The organism is Escherichia sp. WS1152, from assembly GCF_046487665.1.
GTDB lineage: Bacteria > Pseudomonadota > Gammaproteobacteria > Enterobacterales > Enterobacteriaceae > Escherichia > Escherichia coli.
On record NZ_JBJQJA010000001.1, the window covers coordinates 177,997 to 202,303 of the forward strand.

Consider the following 24,307-nt stretch of genomic DNA (forward strand, 5'->3'; position numbering starts at 1 on the left):
AGACACTAAAATTTGCCAACCTGGCTACATAATGCCGCGCATGTCGCGGCATTGTTTTCATGGAAGACGAAACGTTGGGATTTTTTAAGAAAACATCTTCATCTCATGCTCGCCTGAATGTGCCTGCACTGGTGCAGGTGGCGGCGCTCGCCATTATTATGATCCGTGGCCTCGACGTGCTGATGATTTTCAATACGCTGGGCGTGCGCGGTATTGGCGAGTTCATTCATCGCAGCGTACAAACCTGGAGTTTAACGCTGGTCTTTTTAAGCAGTCTGGTGCTGGTTTTCATTGAGATCTGGTGTGCGTTTTCACTGGTGAAAGGGCGTCGCTGGGCTCGATGGCTATATCTGCTGACACAAATCACCGCCGCAAGTTACTTGTGGGCAGCTTCGCTGGGGTATGGTTATCCGGAGCTGTTCAGCATTCCCGGTGAATCAAAACGTGAAATCTTCCATAGCCTGATGCTGCAGAAGCTGCCGGATATGCTCATCCTGATGCTGCTGTTCGTTCCCTCGACCAGTCGGCGGTTCTTCCAGTTGCAATAATGTGTATAATCGTCGCCCTTGATGATGTGAAGGTCAATGTATGCAGTGCGCACTTTACGACGCGGGTCGCTGTCGTTCCTGTCAGTGGATAACGCAGCCGATTCCAGAGCAACTCTCCGCTAAAACCGCCGATCTTAAAAATCTGCTCGCCGACTTTCCGGTTGAGGAATGGTGCGCGCCAGTGTCAGGCCCGGAACAAGGGTTTCGTAATAAAGCCAAAATGGTGGTGAGTGGTAGCGTTGAAAAACCACTGCTCGGTATGCTGCATCGCGACGGCACACCAGAAGACCTTTGTGACTGCCCGCTTTATCCTGCCTCATTTGCGCCCGTTTTTGCGGCGCTAAAACCGTTTATCGCCCGAGCGGGGTTAACGCCCTACAACGTGGCGCGTAAGCGTGGCGAACTGAAATACATTCTGCTGACTGAAAGCCAGAGTGATGGCGGCATGATGCTGCGCTTTGTACTGCGTTCTGATACCAAGCTGGCGCAACTGCGTAAGGCGTTGCCGTGGTTACACGAACAACTACCGCAGCTGAAAGTTATTACCGTCAATATTCAGCCGGTACATATGGCGATTATGGAAGGGGAGACGGAGATCTACCTGACCGAACAACAGGCACTGGTAGAGCGTTTTAATGACGTACCGCTGTGGATCCGTCCGCAAAGTTTCTTCCAGACTAATCCGGCGGTCGCCAGCCAGCTGTACGCTACCGCGCGCGACTGGGTACGACAACTGCCGGTTACACATATGTGGGATCTGTTCTGCGGTGTGGGTGGCTTTGGTTTACACTGCGCGACGCCTGACATGCAGTTAACCGGGATCGAAATTGCGCCAGAGGCCATTGCCTGTGCAAAGCAGTCAGCCGCTGAACTGGGCTTAACGCGTTTGCAATTTCAGGCGCTGGACTCCACTCAGTTTGCCACCGCTCAGGGGGAGGTGCCGGAGCTGGTGCTGGTTAACCCGCCGCGCCGCGGCATTGGTAAACCGCTGTGTGATTATCTCTCAACGATGGCACCGCGTTTTATTATCTACTCCAGCTGTAACGCCCAAACTATGGCGAAAGATATCCGAGAACTGCCTGGTTATCGCATTGAACGGGTGCAGCTTTTCGATATGTTCCCTCACACCGCGCATTATGAAGTGTTGACGCTGCTGGTAAAAATTTAAATACATCACGGCAGTAAATTTTTCGGCAACAACTATTCACTCAAAATAATAATCGTGATCGATCGATTAATAATAACCGATCGATCACGGTTATATATTGCTCTATTTTTGCAAATCAAATCACAAATAATCAAATAAGATCTTTAATTGAACTGTTTTGATTACTACAGTGCACTTACCGAATACATACAGAGGCATTGCTTAGCGAAACACAAAATTTCCTGAGACATTATTAACGTCAGCAGAAGGTTCATGCATTGACAACGGAAATGTACGCTTATGGAGGGCGTTCCGACGATGTTTGCCAAATTCATAGATGTTATTCAAACGTTTTTAACTGAACCGGCAATTTTAATTGGTTTGCTGGTGGGTATTGGTTATGCCCTTGATAAGAAATCGCCAATAAAAATTATTACCGGCATGGTCAGCGCCATGGTGGGATTAATGATGGTGTTATTTGGTGGTTTCCAGTTTTCCGCAACATTTAAACCGGTAGCAGAAGCCGTAAGTAAAGCCTATGGTGTTCACGGATATTTAATGGATTCCTACGCAATGAAAGCGGCAACGCAAATTGCATTGGGGGATAATTTTGGTTATGTCGGGTATGTATTTGTACTGGCGTTTTTTACCAACCTGCTGCTGGTATTATTTGGTCGGTATACTGGTGCCAAAGGGATATTTTTGACAGGGAATACCGGTGTTTCACATTCTCAGGCGGTATTATGGTTGATTGTCTTTTGGCTGGGTTTTAGCTGGACTACATCCATTATTATTGCCGGAATATTAACGGGTGTATTCTGGGCGTTCTCCACCACGCTCATTGTTAAGCCCATTGCCAAAGTTACCAAAGATGCTGGTTTTACCATTGCTCATAACCAGATGTTGGGATTGTGGTTTTTCTCCAAATTCGCCCATAAATTTGGTGACCCCGAAAAGCACGATGCTGAAAACCTGAAACTCCCCGGGTGGCTGGCGATTTTTAACCATAACGTAACGGCTATCGCCATTGTGATGACGCTGTTTGTCGGTGGTTTCTTGCTATCAACGGGTATCGATAATGTCCAGTTAATGGCGAAAGGCAAGCCCTGGTACATCTATATCATCAACCTTGGCTTACAGTTCTCCATGTATATGGTCATTCTGCTGCAGGGTGTGCGCATGATGGTGGGCGAAATTAACGGTTCGTTTAAAGGCTGGCAGGATCGCTTTATTCCTAATGCCATTCCCGCCGTCGATGTCGCCGCGCTGTTGCCTTTTTCACCCAATGCCGCAACGTTAGGCTTCGTCTTCTGTACTTTTGGCACCATTTTTTCGATGGGGATCTTATTACTGGTTCACAGCCCAATTATGGTATTGCCTGGCTTTGTACCTCTGTTTTTCTCTGGCGGTCCAATTGGCGTATTAGCAAACCGCATGGGCGGATACCGTTCCGTAATTATCTGTACGTTCTTGCTGGGTATTATTCAGACCTTCGGTACGGTGTGGGCTATTCCGTTAACCGGGCTTGCTGAAAATGGCGTCGGCTGGACAGGAATATTTGACTGGGCAACCGTATGGCCTGCTATTTGTGAAGTTCTGAAATTTATCGCTGCAACATTCCATCTTGGTCCTTACGCGGGTTAATTAAATATTAAGGGTTTAAAAATGAAAGATACAATTAATATTCTGTTTGTCTGTGGTTACGGTGTAGGCAGTAGCGTTATGTTACAAACGGTCGTTAAAAAAGCGCTGACCAAATATGATTTCAAAGTTGAAATGGAACATACCGCCGCAGGTGAAGTAGGAGGATTTACCGACTGGGCGGATATTTTTGCAATTTCCAAAAAATTACTCGATGTGGTTAGTCTTGACCCGAAACAAGGGCAATATCTGATCCCGATAGAGAATATTATGGACGGTGAAACTATTGGTCAGCAAATTTATGAAGTGGTTCAGCAACATTATCCGCATTTAATTAATCAATAAGGTAGGGCGTAATGAGAGCGATTATTCTGCTGTTCGATAGTCTGAATAAACGTTATCTGCCACCTTATGGCGATGCGTTAACCAAAGCGCCTAATTTCCAACGTCTGGCGGCTCATGCCGCCACCTTTGAAAACAGTTACGTCGGCAGTATGCCGTGTATGCCTGCCCGGCGGGAGTTGCATACCGGGCGATGTAACTTCCTGCATCGGGAGTGGGGGCCGTTAGAACCGTTTGACGATTCCATGCCGGAGCTGCTTAAAAAGGCGGGGATCTATACCCACCTGATAAGCGATCATTTGCATTACTGGGAAGATGGCGGCGGGAATTATCATAATCGCTACAGTTCGTGGGAGATTGTGCGCGGACAGGAAGGCGATCACTGGCATGCAAGCGTTGCGCAACCGCCTATTCCCGAGGTGCTACGGGTGCCGCAAAAGCAGACCGGTGGCGGTGTTTCTGGTCTGTGGCGCCATGACTGGGCAAACCGGGAATATATTCAGCAGGAAGCGGATTTTCCACAAACTAAAGTGTTTGATGCAGGCTGTGCCTTTATCCACAAAAATCACGCGGAAGATAACTGGTTATTGCAGGTCGAAACGTTTGATCCGCACGAGCCGTTTCACACAACGGAAGAGTATCTTTCCTTGTATGAAGATAACTGGGATGGACCGCATTATGACTGGCCGCGTGGCCGGGTGCAGGAAAGCGACGAGGCCGTGGAGCACATCCGTTGCCGGTATCGTTCGTTGGTGTCGATGTGCGATCGCAACCTGGGGCGCATTCTCGACCTGATGGATGAGCACGATCTGTGGCGAGATACCATGCTGATTGTCGGCACTGACCACGGCTTTTTACTCGGTGAGCATGGCTGGTGGGCGAAAAACCAGATGCCTTATTACAACGAAGTTGCCAATAATCCGTTGTTTATCTGGGACCCGCGCAGTGGTGTAAAAGGAGAGCGGCGACAGGCACTGGTACAAATGATCGACTGGGCGCCAACGTTGTATGACTTTTTTCAACAGCCAGTGCCGCCCGATGTGCAGGGGCAACCGCTGGCGAAAACGGTCAGTCACGATGAACCAGTACGCAGCTCGGCGATGTTTGGTGTCTTCAGTGGTCATGTTAACGTAACCGATGGGCGTTTTGTCTATATGCGTGCAGCGCTGCCGGGGCGTGAGGATGATATTGCCAACTACACGTTGATGTCCTGCAAAATGAACAGCCGCTATCCGGTGGATGAGATGCGGGCTTTATCGCTGGCCCCACCGTTTCGTTTTACCAAAGGGTTACAGGTATTACGCATCCCGGCACAGGAAAAATATAAGGGGTTGAATCAGTTTGGTCATTTGCTGTTTGATCTGCAAAACGATCCGCAGCAGCTACATCCGATTCATGATGATGTGATCGAGTCCCGGATGATCGCGTTGCTGATTCAGTTGATGAAAGATAATGATGCGCCGCCAGAGCAGTTTCAGCGCCTGGGATTAGCGTAGAGAAGTGATTTTGCCGGAGTGGGTGTTCGCCCACTCCGGCAAATGAATAATTATTGCGGGAACCACTGATCGCTGATTTTCTGATATGTACCGTCAGCTTTAATTGCTGCCAGCGCGTTATTCAGTTTTTCCAGCAGAGCTTTGTTATCCGGACGTACAGCGATACCCAGACCGGTGCCAAAGTATTGCGGATCGGTCACTTTTTCAGTAGCAACGCCCAGTTGCGGATTGGTTTTCAGCCATTCATTAACCACCGCAGTGTCACCAAATACGCCATCAATACGGCCATTTTTCAGATCGATAAAGGCATTTTGATAACTGTCATAGGAGACCGTTTTCACTTCCGGGTGCTGATCCTGAATATATTTCTGGTGCGTAGTACCGTTTTCCATCCCAATGCGTTTGCCTTTCAGGTCGGCAAACGTTTTGTAGGTATCTTTTTTGGCAATCACGACGGCTGAGTTTTCGTAATAGGGCGTGGTGAACGATACCTGCTTGCTACGATCTGGTGTGATATCCATACCGGAGATTACGGCGTCATATTTCCTGAATTTCAGTGACGGGATCAGGCTGTCGAAAGCGTGATTAGTAAAAGTACATTCTGCCTGCATTTGTTTGCACAAGGCTTTTGCCAGGTCGATATCAAAGCCGACAATCTCATTATTAGCACCTATAGATTCAAAGGGTGGATAGGTGGCTGAAACGCCAAAATTGATTTTCTCTGCGGCAGAAGCACCGAAAGTAAAGGAAGCAAGTAATGCGGCAAGAACTAACTTTTTCATGATGGAACTCCCGTCTGTCAATCTTATGATTTTTGGCCGTGTCTGCGGCATGGGATAACAATGCCATCAAGTGAATTTATATGCAATAAATATGATTAAATAATTTGCATGAAATGAAAAAAGACGGACAACTTAGTGAGTTGTCCGTCTTCATTATAAGAATTTATGCACTATGTAGGCCGGATAAGGCGTCCACGCCGCATCCGGCACAGGCACCGTGCTGATGTCTGATGCGACACTGGCGCGTCTTATCAGACCTACAAAACCCCCGGCGAATGTACGCAGCCACATTAATTCCTTCGCTCAAACGCCAGTGCTTTGCGCTCGATCAGACGCATCATCAGCGTCAGCAGGCCGTTAACGACCAGATAAATAATCCCTGCCGCGCCGAACACCATTACATCGTAGGTGCGTCCGTACAACAACTGGCTGTATCCCATCACTTCCATCAGCGTAATGGTGTAAGCCAGAGAGGTACTTTTGAACACCAGCACCACTTCGTTGGAATAAGAAGAGAGCGAGCGTTTAAAGGCATACGGCAGCAGGATCGCCAGCGTATCTTTTTTGCTCATTCCCAGGGCGCTACAGGACTGCCACTGACCTTCCGGGATCGCACGAATTGCACCGTAAAACAGCTGCGTGGTATACGCCGCACTGTTCAGCGACAACGCAATCAGCGCACATAACCACGGTTCTGACAACAAATGCCACAGTGCCGGATACTCCTGCAACGTCGGGAACTGACCCGGCCCGTAATAAATCAGGAAGATCTGCACCAGCAGCGGTGTACCGGTAAACAGCGTGATATAACCCCGTACCAGCCACACCAGCACCGGCGTTTTCAGCGTCAGGATGATGGTAAAAATCAACGCCAGAATCAGTGCCACAATCAGCGAGGCAACGGTTAGCGTCAGGCTGGTGTGCAGCCCTTTCATCAGTTCGGGTAAATACTCAAACATTAGCTGGGCCTCCGCTCAAAACGTGTCGCGCGCAGGTCAATGCGTTTGAGAATGTACTGACTGAGCAGGGTGATCACCAGGTAAATCGCCGCCGCCACAATGTACCAGGTAAATGGTTCCTGGGTACGAGTAGCGATGCTTTTGGTTTGCAGCATTAAATCATTCACACTAATCAAACTGACCAGCGCGGTATCTTTCAGCAGCACCAGCCACTGGTTACCGAGGCCAGGCAGCGCATGACGCCACATCTGCGGCATCACCAGACGGAAAAAGATAGCCGATTTCGACAGCCCCAGCGCCTGGCCGGATTCCCACTGACCCATCGGCACCGCTTTCAACGCGCCGCGCAGCGTTTGCGAGGCATAGGCGGCATACAGCAGTGACAGAGCGATGACACCACAAAGGAACGGGCTAACGTCGAAGTTCTCAATGTCCATCTGCACTGGGATCTGCACGAACCCAAGATTGATAGTGAAGCCATCCGAAAGCGTCAGCAGCAGCTGCGAGGAGCCAAAATAGATAAACAGCACCACCAGAATTTCTGGCAGGCCACGCAGAATGGTTACCAGCGCTGAACCTGCCCACGCGACAGGACGCCATTTTGCCGACTCCCATACCGCAAAGAACATCGCCAGCGCCAGTCCGACAATCAATGCACAAACGGCAAGGCCGACGGTCATCCCGGCGGCGCTTGCTAAAGGAAAAAATTCATTCATCAGGAATTACTTCTGGAACCATTTGTTGTAGATGGTTTCGTAAGTGCCATCTTTCTTCACTTTTTCCAGCGCAGTGTTGAGTTTCTGCTGCAGCTCAGTGTTGCCCTGACGTACCGCGATGCCGAGGCCAGTGCCGAAGTAATCTTTATCGGTCACTTTGTCGCCCACCGCCGCCAGTTTCGGGTTATCTTTCAGCCACTCAGTGACCACTGCGGTGTCACCGAAGACGCCGTCGATACGCCCGTTTTGCAGATCCAGTTTTGCGTTCTGGTAGCTGTCATACGGAACGGTAGTGATTTCCGGGTGCTTATCCATAATGAATTTCTGGTGTGTCGTCCCGTTCTGTACGCCGACTTTTTTGCCTTTCAGCTGATCAACACTGGTGTATTTGCCTTGCTGACCCACAAACAGGGCAGAGTTGTCATAGTACGGGGTGGTAAACAGCACCTGCTTTTCACGTTCTGGGGTGATATCCATCCCGGCCATCACCGCTTCCACGCGACGGAATTTCAGGCTTGGGATCAGGCTGTCAAATGCCTGGTTAGAGAAAGTACAGGTCGCATCAATCTCTTTACACAGCGCCTGTGCCAGGTCGACGTCAAAACCAACGATCTGGTTGTTTGCATCAATCGATTCAAACGGAGGATAGGAGGCTTCGGTAGCAAAACGAATGGTTTCGGCAGCTGTGGCGGAAAGACTAAAACCTGCAATTAACGCGGCAATCAGAACTTTTTTCATTGTTGTTATCCCGAATCTTAGTGAGAGAGATAGTTTTTAAATGCTTCGGTTTGCGGCTCGGTAAAGCAGCTCGCGTCGCCTTGTTCTACGATATGACCATTTTCCATATACACCACTCGGCTGGCGGTTTTACGCGCCACTTCAACTTCGTGGGTGACGATCACCTGGGTAATATTCGTTTCTGCCAGCTCACGAATGATGCTGACGATTTGTGCCGTAATTTCCGGGTCCAGTGCGGCGGTCGGTTCATCAAACAGCAGTACCTGCGGTTCCATCATTAACGCACGGGCAATAGCAACACGCTGCTGCTGACCACCAGAAAGATGCAGCGGGTAACGATCGCTATAAGGTTTGAGACGCAGACGTTCCAGCAGTTTTTCTGCACGGGCCAGCGCCTGATCTTTACTCAACCCCAGTACACGGCAGGGCGCTTCAATCAGGTTTTGCTGCACGGTCAGATGCGGCCACAGGTTGTATTGCTGAAACACCATGCCAACGTTACGACGCAAATCGCGAATCGCTTTGTCAGAGGGTGTTTTAGTGAAATCGAAATGGTTGCCTGCAATGTTGAGCGTACCGGAGCGCGGCATCTCAAGCAGATTGAGTACACGCAGCAGCGAGCTTTTACCCGCGCCGCTGGGGCCAAGTAACACCAGCGTTTCGCCCTGTGGGCAATCCAGCGTGATATCGAACAGCGCCTGATGCGCGCCGTAGAAGCAATTAATGCCGTTTAATTGAATACTCATTGACACTCGTATACTGGCAGTCTGATAGCTATTGAGGTCGAAGATAGTACCTTTGACAGAATAATTATGCAATATTTCTGCTTTAAAAGTTAAAAGCAAAGCGCATTATTCAATAAACATAGCACAAAATAACGGGGGCGGTGGTCGGCGAGCATAAATGTCGGCATTCCTCACGAAATGCCGGACAATTTACGGGGTTTATTGGTTGATCAAGGCGTTAGCGATTCTCGATGGACTGACGGAGCGTACCCGCCGTGGCATGAACGCTACCGCCTAAGTAGCGCACATCGTCGATCACCCAACACTGGCCTTCCTGAATCATTAACACTTCATCCTGCCAGCCCTGGTCACCCTGCTTGAGATCCACGCGCAATGGAATGTTACGGGCATCACGATTCGGGATAGTCGATGCACTGGCAACGTGGGCGCTGTCTGGCAAGGTGGTTCGACTGGAGAACGGATCGCTGCTTAACAATTCACGATGACTATTATCGCGGCTGGCATCGCTAAGTAGGGTTGCCAGTTTGTCACTCAAATAGGGGCGCAGGGCGATAATGTCATTGCTGCGATGTTGAATGCGGTAGTCATAGAATTGTTGGGCCACGCTGTCAGGCCCCCCCTGGACACAGGAACCGGTGCGGGGACCGTTATCTTTATAAGCTGGCGTGACGGTGGTACAGGCACTCAGCAGCAGTGCACATGGAATAAGTAGAGATAGTGAACGGTAGCGCATAATCATTTCCTTATTAGCTTGCTGTCTGCGTCACACTACGACCAAACGCTATCAGATTATTTAATACATTGTTTTTAATACAATTCTGAAACAATCTGAACACCTGATTGGGTTTGAGTCCATTGCTGGCTACCCACTCAAGGTTGCTCGTAGCTGACTTACTTAAATTACCCAAACAATAGACAGTGTAAACCATTTGTGAGGTTGAGCGTGTTATATGGCTGAAATGATCATTTAAGGTAAATATGATAGTTCTGAAATGGTGGTATAAATCCTCCTGTAGAGGTTAAGAGCATCTGCAAGAAGCCAGTTTCACATTTATAACGCGTGATAAATGAACGCGGTTATTGTCTAATCATTACAAATTTTTCACATGCGATAAGAGATCCTGCTATTAAGATGATTGCCAAAATTACGTTGTATTTTTGAAAATGAGCGAAATTTGATAGTCCCAGCTTTGACTTTTGATAATATTATTTATGCTACAGTTGTGGGTATAAAATATAATCTTTTTGGACAAGTGAATTTGAGCGAAGAATAAATCAAGTTGTTTCAGTGTTTCGTTAATTAATATGAGTATAAAAGGTGTTGTGCTTTTACAATAATAAAGCGCGAGGAGTTCGGTGGATTATCGTTTTTCTTGGGTGATTTTTAATATGATAAACAATATATCTGATCAAGCGTCATCATTTTCATGCACACAATTGAATCAAAGTGATAATTTCCTCGATTCACTGAGGGAATTTTTCGCGATATTAAATTCCAGTCGTAAGGGTGAGTTGTCTACATGGGATACCATCTACTTGCATCTGATATTAGCAATAAATGCTGACAGTGATCTCATAAAAAATGATGTGTTGCTCGCGGAAAATATTCCAACAGCGGATTATCAATTTAATACATTTTTTAGTAATGCTTTCGAGACTGATGTTAAAAAATATCTTGGTAAATCAGAAGATAACGAAGTTGAAATAAAAACGGGTAATGAAAGAATCTCTATTGGAATACGTAACAGATCGAATGAAAAACTTGAAAGACAAAAGTTTCTTTTCCCACTGGACTATGAGAATAAATTACAACATCAATTAGACAAGCATTTTACGATTGAATCGCACCCATTATTATACAGGCATACTATGGGTAGTAAGATTGCGAATGTGATTTTTGAAAAATTATACAGTCGTATTGACTTTAACAAAGAACAATATATATCCTTTATAAAGGACGCGTTTCTTCATTTTTATGATTATAGCAGGCGATATGCAATTAATGAAAATATTGCAAAAGACGCTGTAACAAACAATATCGCATTGATGAGCACTTTTTATGACAGTGATAATACGTCAGGTGAGGTTTTAAATAATGATTTTACAGAAGAGTCATTTGAAACTGCGTTAGATGTAGAGCATACAATAGTGCTTGGATTTGCTGATGATAATTTTGAAACAAAACCTGTTCATTATCAGGATTTATTAACACGATTTAGTGCCTTTCAAGATACCGTGTTTAATCTGTTCCCTGAAATGCGCTCTTCGCATTACAACGATATTTGTAGCGTAAGTGTGGATATGACAAAGGGAACGCAATGCATGATTCACTTGATGGTGAATGAAGAAGTTTTCATGTCTCTGCCTGTTCCAGTTGCCACGATGGTACGTGAAGATGCAAGTAATTTAGTCAATCTTAAAACACTACTCAATGATGGTTGCTTTATTAAATATAGTCATTTTAATGACGTGGCATTAATAAAGCAAAACATAAACAATCTCCATTTATCACATACTGTTGTGAATGAAAGTATATTGAAGAAGTGTTGCTTTGAAAACGGCAGTTTAGGTGATGTTAAAATAACAAATAGCAATGTAATAAACAGTGTATTCAAAAATATTTCGTTTAGATCTGTTAAAATTAACAACGTAAATACTCATTCTTTAAAATTTATTAACTGCCATTTTTTCAATGTTGATATGATAAGAGTTAATTTCAGTAAATGTCTTTTTCATGACTGTAGTATGCATGGTGTCAAGATAAAACCATGGTTGCCAGTAAAATGGACAAAAGAATTAATAAATGATTATTTGTATGGCTGTTTACTTTCACTGTATTCTATCTGCGTAAGAGATATATTTAATATGAACGCGGGGAGTAACGTAAAGATTGCAGCGGATGCTTTCCTTGACATTCTTTTCTCTCTTAAAAATAAATATTGCATTAAACTATTAAGCGCTCAGGATCGGGCGTTTATATACGAGTTTGCAAGAATGATCTTTGCATATATTAATGACAAAAACATTGAGAACTTATTGCTTTCTTGTTTTGCCGAGGTCGATCAAAAAGCAATCCAGAGGTATGTTCCTCAGCCACAAGATGCGGAAAAATTTTGGAGTAATTTACAGTATAAGTTGAGTATTTCCGCTCATTAATGTTGTTGGTACAACATAATAAGACAGGTAAGCGGTACCCTATAATGAAACCAATATCGGGTTATGCAACGGATAATCGTAAAGACTTAAGTGGGTGTTTTTGACACAATGAGATGATTTCCTAAACTGATCAAAACCTTCTTTCCAACATGGCATATCAGTCCGATAATGCTTTAGAGATCGAAGGCTTAACAAACAAGGAGATCGATCATGCAATTTTCTACAACCCCTACTCTGGAAGGCCAGACCATCGTTGAATATTGCGGTGTGGTGACCGGCGAAGCGATTTTAGGTGCCAATATTTTCCGTGATTTCTTTGCCGGTATCCGCGATATCGTTGGCGGACGTTCCGGTGCGTATGAAAAAGAACTGCGTAAAGCACGGGAGATCGCCTTTGAGGAATTAGGCTCCCAGGCGCGGGCGCTGGGGGCCGATGCCGTAGTTGGTATTGATATCGACTACGAAACGGTCGGGCAAAACGGCAGTATGCTGATGGTTAGCGTCAGCGGTACGGCGGTGAAAACGCGTCGATGAGAAGAGTCTTCTGGCTGGTCGCTGCCGCTCTGTTACTGGCAGGGTGTGCAGGCGAAAAAGGCATTGTCGAGAAAGAGGGATACCAGCTTGATACCCGACGCCAGGCGCAGGCGGCGTATCCGCGCATTAAAGTGCTGGTGATCCACTACACCGCAGATGATTTTGATAGCTCGCTGGCGACACTGACCGATAAGCAGGTCAGCTCGCATTATCTGGTCCCTGCGGTACCACCGCGATACAACGGTAAACCGCGCATCTGGCAACTGGTGCCGGAACAAGAACTGGCCTGGCATGCGGGGATTAGCACCTGGCGCGGGGCAACGCGCCTTAACGACACCTCTATTGGCATTGAGCTGGAAAACCGTGGCTGGCAAAAATCGGCCGGAGTGAAATATTTTGCCCCGTTTGAACCGGCACAGATTCAGGCGCTTATTCCACTGGCGAAAGATATTATTGCCCGTTATCACATCAAGCCGGAAAACGTAGTGGCACATGCGGATATCGCACCGCAGCGCAAAGACGATCCGGGGCCATTATTTCCCTGGCAGCAACTGGCGCAGCAGGGGATTGGTGCCTGGCCGGATGCGCAGCGGGTGAACTTTTACCTTGCCGGGCGCGCGCCGCACACACCGGTAGATACCGCGTCATTGCTGGAGCTTTTGGCGCGCTACGGTTATGACGTTAAACCTGATATGAGACCGCGCGAGCAGCGGCGCGTGATTATGGCGTTCCAGATGCATTTCCGCCCGACGTTATACAACGGCGAAGCGGATGCAGAAACTCAGGCAATTGCCGAAGCGTTGCTGGAGAAATACGGGCAGGATTAGCGCGGCAGTTTTCCGTGGTCGCGTAGCCAGGCGGCAGTTTTCTCGATACCTTCATCCAGGGTGATGACCGGCTGATAACCTAATTCTTCCTGTGCACGCGTAATATCCAGCGTAAAGTCAAAATTAAGCTTCGAGACGCCGTAGTGGGTCAGCGGCGGCTCTTTTGCTGACTTGCGGCCTAAACGCTCCATGCTGCGGGCGATCATATCCAGCATCGGGTAGGGGACGGAACGAATACGACAGTCAATATTCAACTCGTCGATCAGCTTCTGCACGATGCTGCGCAGTGTGCGATGCTCGCCGTTGGTAATGTTGTACACACGCCCGGAAGGTAGCTTATCGCAGGCTTCCTGGCTTGCCAGCCACATGGCGTGCACTGCATTTTCATAGTAGGTCATATCGACCAGCGCACTTCCGCCGTGCGGTAACAGAATGCTGCCGTAGTGGTGCATCATATGCGCAAGACGGGGGATAAAGACTTTATCGTGCGGTCCGAACAGACTTTGTGGGCGCAGAATAGTAAAGCGCGTTTGTGGATTCGCCTGCGAAAGCATATTGATCACTTCTTCGCTGGCTGCTTTGCTGCGGGCAAACTCGTTGGCGAAGCGGTGAGGGCGAAAATCTTCTTTAATATCGCGATGGTGGTGATAATCGAAGTACAGGGAGGGAGAAGAGATATGAATAAAGTTACGCACACCCCAGGCGACAGCCCATTCACCCAGGCGGCGAGTGGCGCGAACGTTAGCCAGATCGAAAGCCTGTTGTGTCCCCCAGGGAGAGGTAAAGCTGGAGCAGTGCCACAGCGTATCAATGCCCGCGAGCATCACTTTAGCTTGTGATGAGACCAGCTCGGTCAGATCCGCCGGAACAAACTCTGCGCCCATTTTTTCCAGCAATTTACCCATTGCCTCGTTGCGACCGGTCGCTCGCACGCTGATGCCTTTCTGGCATAAAAACTCTACCGCGTTTCGACCTAAGCCGCTGGTGGCGCCGGTAACCAGTACCTTCATATCAATCCACTGTTGTTGAGAAAATGACGTGCGCATTCTTCCGTGATTTCCCCCATGATGCAATGGGAAACATGAAAGAATAACGCAGGTTTTGTCGATTAATCTGTGCTTTGTTCTGCCAGTCTGGCGATTTGTTTTGCCATTCCGCGAAAAATAAACAGATGCGCGGGGATCATCAATAACCAGTAAAACAGCCCCGGCATACCGTGCGGATGCCAGAAAGCGCGGACATCGATAGTACGATAGTCGCCTTTATCTTCCAGGGTAAAACACAGTCGTCCCAGCCCCGGTGCTTTCATGCCAAATAACAACGAAAGTTGCTTTTTCGGTTCAACGACAATGACTTTCCAGCTATCCACCGCATCGCCAGTTTGCAAATATTCGCGCTCCGGACGGCCTTTCGCTAATTTATGACCGATCGCACGGTCCATCAACGCCCGTGTCTGCCACAAAATATTGCCAAAGAAATAACGCTCTTTACCGCCGATTTGGTTCACTACCTGCCATAAAGCCGCAAGGCTGGCGGACGTTTTAACGGTAAACCCCGCCTGTTTGGCGAAATAACCGTACTCAGGTCGCCAGCGGGCAAAGGCCTGAGCGTCGTAGCCCCAGTCGCTGGAGTTGACCAGTTTTTCTTCCTCTTTCAACGTGCTACGTACCGCGTCATCGAAAGCGATCAGCCGTTGTGGGATGAGTGCACGTAGCGCGGTGTCATCCGCCAGCAGATCGTGTTTCAGCCCCTGAATCAACGCCCTGGCGGTGGTGGGCGGTACGGAAGTAATCACATTAAGAAACCACACCGAAATCCAGCGAGTGGGGAGGGGGATGGGGATCAACCAGCGGCGCTTACCGCTCACCGCCATAAAATGTTCAAACTGTTGCTGATAACTGAGCACCTCTGGTCCGGCGGCTTCGAAGATGCGGTGTTCGCTGGCCGGATGATCTAACAGCGCCACCAGATAGTGCAGCAAGTTTTCCAGCGCGATGGGCGTGGTGCGTGAACGAACCCAGCGTGGCGGCGTTAACACTGGCAGATTGTAGACCATATCGCGCATGACTTCGAACGCTGCTGAACCTGCGCCAACGATAATTCCGGCCCGCAGTTCGGTCACCGGGACACCTGCTTCACGAAGAATATCCGCCGTAGCCTGACGAGCACGCAGATGATCCGACTGCTCATGTGGCGGGGCCTGTAACGAACTGAGAAAGATTAATTGCTTAACTGGTACTTCACGTAGCGCATCGCGGACGTTGAGAGCCACCTGGCGCTCCTGAGCGATAAAATCGCCGCTTTCGCCCATGCTGTGCACCAGAAAATAGACGGTATCGATATCCTGTAACAGGGCCGGAAGGTTATCCGGCCAGCTGAGATCGACTTTATGGCAACTGACGTTTGCCAGTTGCAGCTTTGCAAGCCTGTCGACATGACGTGCCGCCGCCAGGATCTGATGCCCTTGCTGGCTGAGTGTGCGCACCAGATGCTGACCAATGTAGCCACTGGCACCGAGAACTAAAATGCGTTGCGGCACGTTTCTCTCCTTAACGCGCCAGGAATGCGCGCCAGTGGGCGGCGACTTCCGCCAGCTGTTCGCGCGAGACGTCAAGATGCGTCACCAGGCGGACAATCGGCGAGGCGTTAATCAGCACGTTTCTCGCTTTCATGTATTCGCCTAACGCGGCAGCATTTTCTTCCCCGACGCGAACAAACAGCATATTAGTGTCCTGACGCATCACATCCGCGCCTGCTTCACGCAGCTGCTCCGCCATCCAGGCAGCGTTGTCGTGGTCTTCCTGCAAGCGCGCAACATTATTTTTCAGGGCATATATCCCGGCGGCAGCCAGAATGCCGGACTGGCGCATCCCGCCACCTGTCATTTTCCGCCAGCGAATGGCACGTTTAATGTAATCACGATTACCGACGAGTAATGAACCGACTGGCGTCCCAAGACCTTTCGACAGGCAAATGGTGAACGAATCACAATATTGCGTGATCTCTTTCAGTTCGCAGCCGTAAGCCACCACGGCATTAAAGATGCGCGCACCGTCAACATGCAGCGCCAGATTGCGCTCGCGGGTAAATTCCCATGCATCTTTAAGGTATTCACGCGGCAACACTTTGCCGTTGTGGGTGTTTTCCAGACTGAGTAATTTGGTGCGGGCGAAATGGATATCGTCGGGTTTGATTTTCATCGCCACTTTATTCAGCGGTAGCGTGCCGTCGGCAGCCGCGTCGATGGGTTGCGGCTGAATACTGCCCAGCACCGCTGCGCCACCGGCTTCAAACAGATAGTTATGCGCGGCCTGACCGACAATATACTCTTCGCCGCGTTCGCAGTGACTGAGCAGAGCGACCAGGTTGGCCTGAGTGCCGGTAGGCAGAAAAATGGCGGCTTCTTTACCGGAAAGCTCTGCTGCATAGTCCTGCAGAGCATTAACGGTAGGGTCGTCTCCGTAAACGTCGTCCCCAACCGGGGCGGCCATCATCGCTTCGAGCATGGCGCGGCTCGGTCGGGTTACGGTATCACTGCGTAAATCAATCATGGCATGTCCTTATTATGACGGGAAATGCCACCCTTTTTACCTTAGCCAGTTCGTTTTCGCCAGTTCGATCACTTCATCGCCGCGTCCGCTGATGATTGCGCGCAGCATATACAGGCTGAAACCTTTGGCCTGTTCGAGTTTGATCTGCGGTGGAATGGCTAACTCTTCTTTGGCGACCACCACATCCACCAATACCGGACCGTCGATGGAGAAGGCGCGTTGCAGGGCTTCATCAACTTCAGACGCTTTTTCTACACGGATACCCGTAATGCCGCATGCTTCGGCAATGCGGGCAAAGTTGGTGTCGTGCAGCTCAGTACCGTCTGTCAGGTAGCCTCCGGCTTTCATCTCCATCGCCACAAAGCCCAGCACGCTGTTATTAAAGACGATAATTTTCACCGGCAGTTTCATCTGCACTACCGAGAGGAAATCGCCCATCAACATGCTAAAACCGCCATCGCCGCACATGGCGACCACCTGACGTTCCGGCTCGGTTGCCTGCGCGCCCAGCGCCTGCGGCATGGCGTTAGCCATCGAACCGTGGTTAAACGAACCTAACAGGCGACGCTTGCCGTTCATTTTCAGATAACGCGCTGCCCACACCGTTGGCGTACCAACGTCACAGGTGAAAATGGCGTCATCGGCGGCAAAATGACTAATTTGCTGCGCCAGATATTGCGGGTGAATGGCTTTCTCGCTCGGTTTAGCTAAATCGTCCAGCCCTTTGCGGGCATCGCGGTAATCTTCCAGCGCTTTATCCAGAAATTTGCGATCGGCTTTTTCTTCCACCAGTGGCAGCAATGCACGCAGGGTTGATTTGATATCGCCGACCAGTGCCATATCCACCTTGCTGTGAGCGCCGATGCTGGCTGGATTGATATCAATCTGAATAATTTTGGCATCGGTCGGGTAGAACGCACGGTAGGGGAACTGAGTACCGAGTAGCACTAACGTGTCGGCGTTCATCATGGTATGGAAACCTGACGAGAATCCGATTAACCCGGTCATTCCAACATCATACGGATTATCGTATTCGACATGCTCTTTACCGCGTAGGGCATGAACAATAGGTGCTTTAATTTTCCCGGCAAACTCAACTAACTCTTTATGCGCCCCCGCGCAGCCGCTGCCACACATCAGAGCGATATTGCTGGAATAACGCAGCAGTTGCGCCAGTTTGCGTAACTCTTCTTCTTCCGGCGTCACAACTGGCTGTGGCGCATGATACCAGTGCGTGGTTGCCCCTTCTGGCGCAGGTTTTAACGCCACGTCACCCGGTAACACGACAACGGAAACGCCACGGTTAAGCACCGCTTTGCGCATAGCAATTGCCAGCACTTGTGGGATCTGCTCCGGGCTGGAAACCAGCTCGCAATAGTGACTACATTCGCGGAATAGCTCTTGTGGGTGGGTTTCCTGGAAATAGCCGCTGCCTATTTCGCTGGAGGGAATATGAGCGGCAATCGCCAGTACCGGAACGTGATTGCGGTGGCAATCGAACAGGCCGTTGATTAAGTGCAGGTTGCCGGGGCCGCACGATCCGGCACAGACCGCCAGTTCTCCTGAAAGTTGTGCTTCAGCGCCAGCGGCAAACGCCGCCACTTCTTCATGGCGGGTGGACATCCACTCGATGGTGCCCATGCGATTAAGACTGTCGCTAAGACCGTTCAGAGAGTCGCCCGTGACTCCCCAGATGCGTTTCACGCCTGCCGATTCGAGTGTTTTGGCGATATAAGCTGCAACCGTTTGTTTCATGGTTCTCCATCTCCTGAATGTGATAACGGTAACAAGTTTAGTTCATCTGACGGAGGGGGAAGGGATGGGAGAAAAAGGAGGCACTAACGGTTAAATAGCCCGATGAAATGAATATCATCGGGCATAAGGCGATTATGCGAGAACCAAATCCCCCTGCGGATGGCAGGAGCAGGCCAGTACGTAACCTTCAGCGATTTCGGCGTCGGTCAGCGTCATTGTGCTGCTCACCGTATATTCACCGGAAACCACTTTTGTCTTACAGCAGCCGCAAACACCCGCACGGCAGGCAGCGACAACCGGAACGTTATTGCTTTCCAGCGCCTCCAGTAGCGTAGTGCCAACCGGGGCGTAAAATTCTCGTGCCGGTTGCAGTTTGGTGAATTTCAGACCGCTGGTCGCCGCTTCCGCTACTGGGGTGAAGAATTTCTCTTTAAAGAAACGCGTCACGCCGAGCGCTTTCACTTCCTGCTCTACCCAATCCATATACGGTGCTGGACCACAAGTCATCACGGTACGTGAAGCTAAGTCAGGAACGCGAGTCAGGAGTTCGCGAGTGAGACGACCAGTGATAAAGCCTTCGGTAACGTTATTTTCCGCCACCAGCGTTACCGGATAGTTACGCCACTCATCGGCGAAAATAACATCCTGCGGCGTACGCACGTTGTAGATCACCTGTACATCGGCCTGTGGACGATTCTTCGCCAGCCAGCGACGCATCGACATAATCGGCGTGACGCCGCAGCCTGCAGCCAGCAACAGGAATTTATCTTCTGCTTTATCGTCGCAGGTAAATTCCCCCATCGCGTCCGAAAGCCAGAGATAATCACCGCGTTTTACATCGCGGGTCAGCCACTGGGAGCCGACACCGTCATCAATCCGCCGCACGGTCAGGGTGATATATTCACTCACGCCTGGCGTGGAGGAAATGGTGTAAGCACGCAGCGTTTCCGCTGAGTTACGCACGCTGACCAGTGCATATTGCCCGGCGCGGTATGGGTAGTAATCGTGGCAAATCAGGGAAATCGTCCACACATCCGGCGTTTCTTGCTTAATGTGATGAACCTGCATCCGCCACGGGCATTGATTCGTTGGCATCGTCATCGACAAACTCCTTACGCGCTCAACAGTTGCTTCATGTCTTCTTCAACAGTGGTGATAGAACGCAGGCCGAATTTCTCGTTCAGCACCGCCAGCAGATCTGGTGTCAGGAAACCAGGTGCAGTCGGGCCGGTGACGATATTTTTCACGCCCAGAGAAAGCAGCGTCAGCAGAATGACGATCGCTTTCTGTTCAAACCAGGAGAGCACCAGCGACAGCGGCAGATCGTTGACACCGCAGCCCAGTTTCTCTGCCAGCGTAACCGCCAGAATAATCGCTGAGTAAGCATCGTTACACTGACCGGCATCTACCAGACGCGGCAGACCTTCGATATCGCCAAACTCAAGTTTGTTAAAGCGATATTTACCACAGGCGAGGGTCAGGATCAGGCAGTCATCCGGCACGCTGGTGGCGAAATCGGTGAAGTAGTGGCGCTCGCCGCGTGCGCCGTCACAGCCACCAAGCAGGAAGATATGACGCAGTTTTTCACGGCTCACCAGATCAATCAGCGTATCCGCTGCGCCAAGCAGCGTCTGGCGGCCAAAGCCCACGGTGATCAGGTGCGGAATTTCGCTGTACGGGAAGCCCGCCATTTGTTGCGCCTGGGCAATGACCGCAGAGAAATCTTCGCCATCCAGATGACGCACACCCGGCCAGCCAACGATGCTGCGGGTCCAGATACGATCGTCATAAGCGCCTACGGTTGGGTCGATGATGCAGTTCGAGGTCATCACGATGGGGCCAGGGAAACGAGCGAACTCCACTTGCTGATTCTGCCAGCCGCTGCCGTAGTTACCGACCAGATGCTTGAATTTACGCAGCTCCGGGTAGCCATGCGCAGGCAGCATTTCGCCGTGGGTGTAGACATTAACACCCGTGCCTTCGGTCTGTTCCAGAAGGTTGTAGAGATCTTTGAGATCGTGACCGGAAATCAGAATGCATTTACCCGCCGTCGCTTTGACGTTGACCTGGGTTGGCGTCGGGTGACCGTATTTACCGGTTTCGCCTGCATCCAGAATGCTCATCACTTTGAAGTTCATCTGGCCGATTTCCATTGAACACTCAAGAAGCGCGTTCATATCGGCAGGCCAGGTCCCCAGCCACGCCATGATTTTATGGTACTGGGCATAAATATCATTGTCGTATTGACCGAGAACGTGTGCGTGTTCCATATAGGCCGCCGCACCTTTCAGGCCATACAGGCACAGCAGACGCAGGCCGAGAATGTTTTCGCCAATCGCCGCTTTATCTTTGTTAGGGGTAAATTCTGCTGCCTGACGTTGCAGTTCGCCGAGATCGTCGCTCACCAGTTGCAGGTCAGCCATCGGGTTATCGACGCGGGCGTTGGCATCTACAGCCAGGCATTGTGCTTTCAGCGCCTCGCGCAAGGCAATCGCTTCACGAGCGTAGCCGACAATACGCGGAGAATCGAAGTTAACGTTGGTCAGGGTTGAGAAAAATGCGCGTGGCGCAAAGCTGTCTACATCGTGGTTGATGATGCCGTATTCACGCGCTTTTACCGCCCAGGCCGAAAGCCCTTGCAGCGCCGCGATGAGTAAATCCTGAAGGTCAGAGGTTTCCGCCGTTTTACCACACATCCCCTGCGCGTATGAGCAGCCGTTTCCTGCCGGAGTACGGATAGTTTGTTCACATTGCACACAAAACATGATCACACCTTTTAAAGTTATATTTAATATACATCTTTAAGGTTAAGACGCTTAACGCGGGGATAAAAGGGATTTTTCATGCAACTTTAAGGGAGATTGATTTAGCGCAATTTTGGCGGCAGGGATCTACCGCCAGAGAGGTATTACGCAGAGAAAAAGGCGATGAGGATCGGCACTAACAGGCTAAGAATAAAACCGTGAACAATTGCCGCCGGGACCATATCCAGCCCGCCAGTACGTTGAAGAACGGGCAGGGTGAAATCCATCGACGTCGCACCGCATAAGCCCAGTGCGGTAGAGCGGCTGCGGCGAATCAGCCCAGGGATCAACATAATTGCAATCAGCTCACGGGCCAGATCATTAAAAAACGCCGCGCTCCCGATTACCGGACCAAAAGATTCGGTCAATAAAATACCGGAAAGAGAATACCAGCCGAAACCAGAGGCCATTGCCAGCGCGGTATTGATGGGTAGATCAAGAATAAAGGCGTTAATTAAACCACCAATTAATGAACTGGCAACCACCACCACGGCGACAATCATTCCCCGGCGATTAAGGACAATCTGCTTTAAGGTCATGCCATTATTGCGCAACTGAATACCGACGAGGAAAAGTAGCAGAATTAAGGTGTATTCACTGGCTTCGGTCGCGTGTTGTAAGAAAGCCAGTCCACTCAGGCCAATGGCAAAACCAATCACTACTACGCCGCACAGTTTTAGCGACTCAAGCGCCATCGCAATACGCGACGGGAGTTTTTCTTGCTGATGGTGGTTGCGCCACGGCAGACCGCGCTCCAGCCACATAAGGGCGGCAATATTACACAGTAAAATAACGGTAATACTGTCGGCAGAATAATGCAGAATCGCCAACAGGTTACTGGCGAGGTTATCGAGAAACGCCAGACTGATACCCATAAAAAAGAGAATAAGGTAAACCATCCAGCTTAGTAGCTGATTAATAACTTTTAACGCAGCTTGTTGGCGAAGCGGAATGAGGTAACCCACAATCAGGGGAACCAGAATGATTAACAACCCAGAAAACATGAAAACCCAGCCCTTGCAAAGAAAGAAGTCGAAATGCGCGATGACACACTACTGAAAGCGGAAGGACGAGTAAAGTTGCAATTAAAAGGAAATGTTATGCATAAGGATCGGTAGGGTATTCATTTTCATTTAAAGATATTCTTGCTCTTTAATTACAAACCGCACCGGTGTTGGTGGCGTCAAAATCGCCGAGGCGTTCCCTGAAGGCCGGGGCAGCCCACATGGATGTGGGCTGAGGGCGCGTTTTACAGGGATGTTACCTCGCGCCCGACCCGGTAGCCGCAAGGGATAAGCTGAGGGTACCGCGCAGCGGCGATTTTGTTCGCCAGAGCCCGGGGGTGCAGGGGGCGGCGGCGATTGGCCGCCCCCTGCGCGCTCCCTGCGCCAGTGACTATATGTGGCTTAACACATCAAGGAGCGCAACAGGAAGATGAATCAATATATTTAAAAAAGGCCTGACATTGCGCCAGGCCTTCTGCGTTAATTAATTACGTTTTTCCAGCAGGGTCCGGTAAATCAGACCACCGATAATGCCGCCGACAATTGGCACCACCCAGAAGAACCACAGTTGTTCTAATGCCCAGCCGCCCTGGAAGATGGCAACCGCGGTGCTGCGCGCCGGGTTAACAGAAGTGTTAGTCACCGGAATACTGATTAAGTGAATCAGGGTTAAGGCCAGACCAATAGCGATCGGCGCAAAACCTGCCGGAGCGAATTTGTCGGTTGCGCCGTGGATCACCAACAGGAAACCTGCACTCAATACCAGTTCAACTACCAGCGCGGAAAGCATGGAATAACCGCCTGGTGAATGCTCGCCATAACCGTTAGAAGCAAAACCGCTGGCTGCCGCGTCAAAACCCGTTTTACCACTGGCAATTAAATACAGCAGCGCCGCTGCAACAATACCGCCGACAACCTGGGCAATTACGTAGCCAACGACTTCTTTTGCCGGAAAACGTCCGCCAGCCCATAAACCAATAGTGACCGCCGGGTTAAAATGACCACCAGAAATATGACCAACAGCGAAGGCCATCGTCAGAACGGTCAAACCGAATGCCAGCGCCACGCCGGCAAAACCAATGCCTAATTCCGGGAAGCCTGCGGCCAGTACAGCACTACCACAGCCACCAAAAACAAGCCAGAAAGTACCAAAACATTCAGCTGCTAATTTTCTGAACATATCCACCTCAATTAAAAATTGACCCTGTGAAAAATATGGTCGTTTTATAGGGTCGTCGTAAAAAAGTGACGACGGAAATAATGCGCGGCTATTTTAAAAACGAAGGCGAGTCATTCACCAGATAAATAAATCCAGTAAATTTGATTTAGGGCAACAGCGGGTTGCCCCATATAGTCATTTGTCTGATTGACAGTGTAGTGCAAGCAAAAGATTTAATCCTTTAGGCGTAATAAAAAATAATTTATCATGCTAATTATTTGATTTTGTTGTTTTTGCAGACTTATCAGCAAGAGGGAGTATAACGCGATTATTCGCTCATTTTTCAGACATTTGCCATGCTTAAATGTGATGTCATCACGTATTAGCAAGGCCTTTCCCGTT

The 24,307-nt window shown here is 49.6% G+C and carries 21 protein-coding genes and 1 pseudogene; 8 read left to right on the forward strand and 14 right to left on the reverse strand.

The window, feature by feature from the left end; translation table 11 throughout:
* Positions 1–59: 59 nt before the first annotated feature.
* The 5 genes from ACJHW7_RS00860 (at position 60) to ACJHW7_RS00880 (ending at position 5,174) form a co-directional block, all read left to right on the forward strand.
* Positions 60–548, forward strand: coding sequence for a YbjO family protein (locus ACJHW7_RS00860; RefSeq protein ID WP_000389260.1), 489 nt, complete (start codon positions 60–62; stop codon positions 546–548).
* Positions 549–588: 40 nt separating this feature from the next.
* Positions 589–1,716 (forward strand): 23S rRNA (uracil(747)-C(5))-methyltransferase RlmC, encoded by a 1,128-nt coding sequence (rlmC, locus tag ACJHW7_RS00865; protein ID WP_040234633.1) that lies wholly within the window; start codon positions 589–591, stop codon positions 1,714–1,716.
* 279 nt (positions 1,717–1,995) lie between these two features.
* Positions 1,996–3,339 (forward strand): PTS sugar transporter subunit IIC, encoded by a 1,344-nt coding sequence (locus ACJHW7_RS00870; protein WP_000399304.1) that lies wholly within the window; start codon positions 1,996–1,998, stop codon positions 3,337–3,339.
* Positions 3,340–3,360: 21 nt separating this feature from the next.
* The gene (locus ACJHW7_RS00875) at positions 3,361–3,681 is read left to right on the forward strand and encodes a PTS sugar transporter subunit IIB (RefSeq protein ID WP_000655511.1); all 321 of its coding nucleotides are present in this window, start codon (positions 3,361–3,363) and stop codon (positions 3,679–3,681) included.
* A gap of 11 nt (positions 3,682–3,692) precedes the next feature.
* The gene (locus ACJHW7_RS00880; protein ID WP_040234635.1) at positions 3,693–5,174 is read left to right on the forward strand and encodes a sulfatase; all 1,482 of its coding nucleotides are present in this window, start codon (positions 3,693–3,695) and stop codon (positions 5,172–5,174) included.
* Positions 5,175–5,224: 50 nt separating this feature from the next.
* Here ACJHW7_RS00880 and artJ read toward each other — a convergent pair whose 3' ends face one another.
* The 6 genes from artJ to ACJHW7_RS00910 all read right to left on the reverse strand — a co-directional run bounded on the left by artJ (position 5,225) and on the right by ACJHW7_RS00910 (position 9,848).
* A complete protein-coding gene (gene artJ, locus ACJHW7_RS00885; protein WP_021556635.1) occupies positions 5,225–5,956 on the reverse strand; it encodes an arginine ABC transporter substrate-binding protein ArtJ in 732 nt (243 codons plus the stop codon).
* 290 nt (positions 5,957–6,246) lie between these two features.
* Positions 6,247–6,915, reverse strand: coding sequence for an arginine ABC transporter permease ArtM (artM, locus tag ACJHW7_RS00890; protein WP_000464491.1), 669 nt, complete (start codon positions 6,913–6,915; stop codon positions 6,247–6,249).
* Positions 6,915–7,631: an arginine ABC transporter permease ArtQ gene (artQ, locus tag ACJHW7_RS00895; protein WP_001001688.1), complete on the reverse strand. Its 717-nt coding sequence runs from the start codon at positions 7,629–7,631 to the stop codon at positions 6,915–6,917. The genes artM and artQ overlap by 1 nt, the downstream gene beginning before the upstream one ends.
* A gap of 6 nt (positions 7,632–7,637) precedes the next feature.
* Positions 7,638–8,369 (reverse strand): arginine ABC transporter substrate-binding protein ArtI, encoded by a 732-nt coding sequence (artI, locus tag ACJHW7_RS00900; protein ID WP_000756569.1) that lies wholly within the window; start codon positions 8,367–8,369, stop codon positions 7,638–7,640.
* Between the two features lie 17 nt (positions 8,370–8,386).
* The gene (gene artP / locus ACJHW7_RS00905) at positions 8,387–9,115 is read right to left on the reverse strand and encodes an arginine ABC transporter ATP-binding protein ArtP (protein ID WP_000027205.1); all 729 of its coding nucleotides are present in this window, start codon (positions 9,113–9,115) and stop codon (positions 8,387–8,389) included.
* Between the two features lie 217 nt (positions 9,116–9,332).
* The gene (locus ACJHW7_RS00910) at positions 9,333–9,848 is read right to left on the reverse strand and encodes a lipoprotein (RefSeq protein WP_021556636.1); all 516 of its coding nucleotides are present in this window, start codon (positions 9,846–9,848) and stop codon (positions 9,333–9,335) included.
* Between the two features lie 623 nt (positions 9,849–10,471).
* Here ACJHW7_RS00910 and ACJHW7_RS00915 point away from each other — a divergent pair.
* From ACJHW7_RS00915 to amiD, 3 genes and pseudogenes are all read left to right on the forward strand, one after another.
* A pseudogene (locus ACJHW7_RS00915) lies at positions 10,472–11,707 on the forward strand (pentapeptide repeat-containing protein); the annotation flags it as partial.
* 774 nt (positions 11,708–12,481) lie between these two features.
* A complete protein-coding gene (locus tag ACJHW7_RS00920; protein WP_001160737.1) occupies positions 12,482–12,805 on the forward strand; it encodes a heavy metal-binding domain-containing protein in 324 nt (107 codons plus the stop codon).
* Entirely contained in the window at positions 12,802–13,632 is an 831-nt protein-coding gene (amiD, locus tag ACJHW7_RS00925; RefSeq protein ID WP_021556638.1) for an N-acetylmuramoyl-L-alanine amidase AmiD, read from the forward strand. The genes ACJHW7_RS00920 and amiD overlap by 4 nt, the downstream gene beginning before the upstream one ends.
* Here amiD and ACJHW7_RS00930 read toward each other — a convergent pair.
* From ACJHW7_RS00930 to aqpZ, 8 genes are all read right to left on the reverse strand, one after another.
* The gene (locus tag ACJHW7_RS00930) at positions 13,629–14,642 is read right to left on the reverse strand and encodes an NAD-dependent epimerase/dehydratase family protein (protein ID WP_001338420.1); all 1,014 of its coding nucleotides are present in this window, start codon (positions 14,640–14,642) and stop codon (positions 13,629–13,631) included. The genes amiD and ACJHW7_RS00930 overlap by 4 nt on opposite strands.
* A 98-nt stretch (positions 14,643–14,740) precedes the next feature.
* A complete protein-coding gene (locus ACJHW7_RS00935) occupies positions 14,741–16,171 on the reverse strand; it encodes an SDR family oxidoreductase (RefSeq protein WP_021556639.1) in 1,431 nt (476 codons plus the stop codon).
* Positions 16,172–16,181: 10 nt separating this feature from the next.
* Positions 16,182–17,183: a low-specificity L-threonine aldolase gene (ltaE, locus tag ACJHW7_RS00940; protein ID WP_021556640.1), complete on the reverse strand. Its 1,002-nt coding sequence runs from the start codon at positions 17,181–17,183 to the stop codon at positions 16,182–16,184.
* Positions 17,184–17,219: 36 nt separating this feature from the next.
* Complete coding sequence (poxB, locus tag ACJHW7_RS00945; RefSeq protein WP_000815359.1) at positions 17,220–18,938, reverse strand: ubiquinone-dependent pyruvate dehydrogenase; 1,719 nt, start codon at positions 18,936–18,938, stop codon at positions 17,220–17,222.
* A gap of 132 nt (positions 18,939–19,070) precedes the next feature.
* Entirely contained in the window at positions 19,071–20,039 is a 969-nt protein-coding gene (gene hcr, locus ACJHW7_RS00950; RefSeq protein ID WP_021556641.1) for an NADH oxidoreductase, read from the reverse strand.
* A gap of 11 nt (positions 20,040–20,050) precedes the next feature.
* Positions 20,051–21,703 carry a hydroxylamine reductase gene (hcp, locus tag ACJHW7_RS00955; RefSeq protein ID WP_000458817.1) on the reverse strand — a complete coding sequence of 551 codons (1,653 nt, stop codon included), beginning with the start codon at positions 21,701–21,703 and terminating at the stop codon, positions 20,051–20,053.
* A gap of 143 nt (positions 21,704–21,846) precedes the next feature.
* Positions 21,847–22,746 (reverse strand): L-lysine exporter LysO, encoded by a 900-nt coding sequence (lysO, locus tag ACJHW7_RS00960; protein ID WP_040234636.1) that lies wholly within the window; start codon positions 22,744–22,746, stop codon positions 21,847–21,849.
* A 484-nt stretch (positions 22,747–23,230) separates the two neighbouring features.
* Positions 23,231–23,926, reverse strand: coding sequence for an aquaporin Z (gene aqpZ / locus ACJHW7_RS00965; protein WP_000488716.1), 696 nt, complete (start codon positions 23,924–23,926; stop codon positions 23,231–23,233).
* Positions 23,927–24,307: the final 381 nt, after the last annotated feature.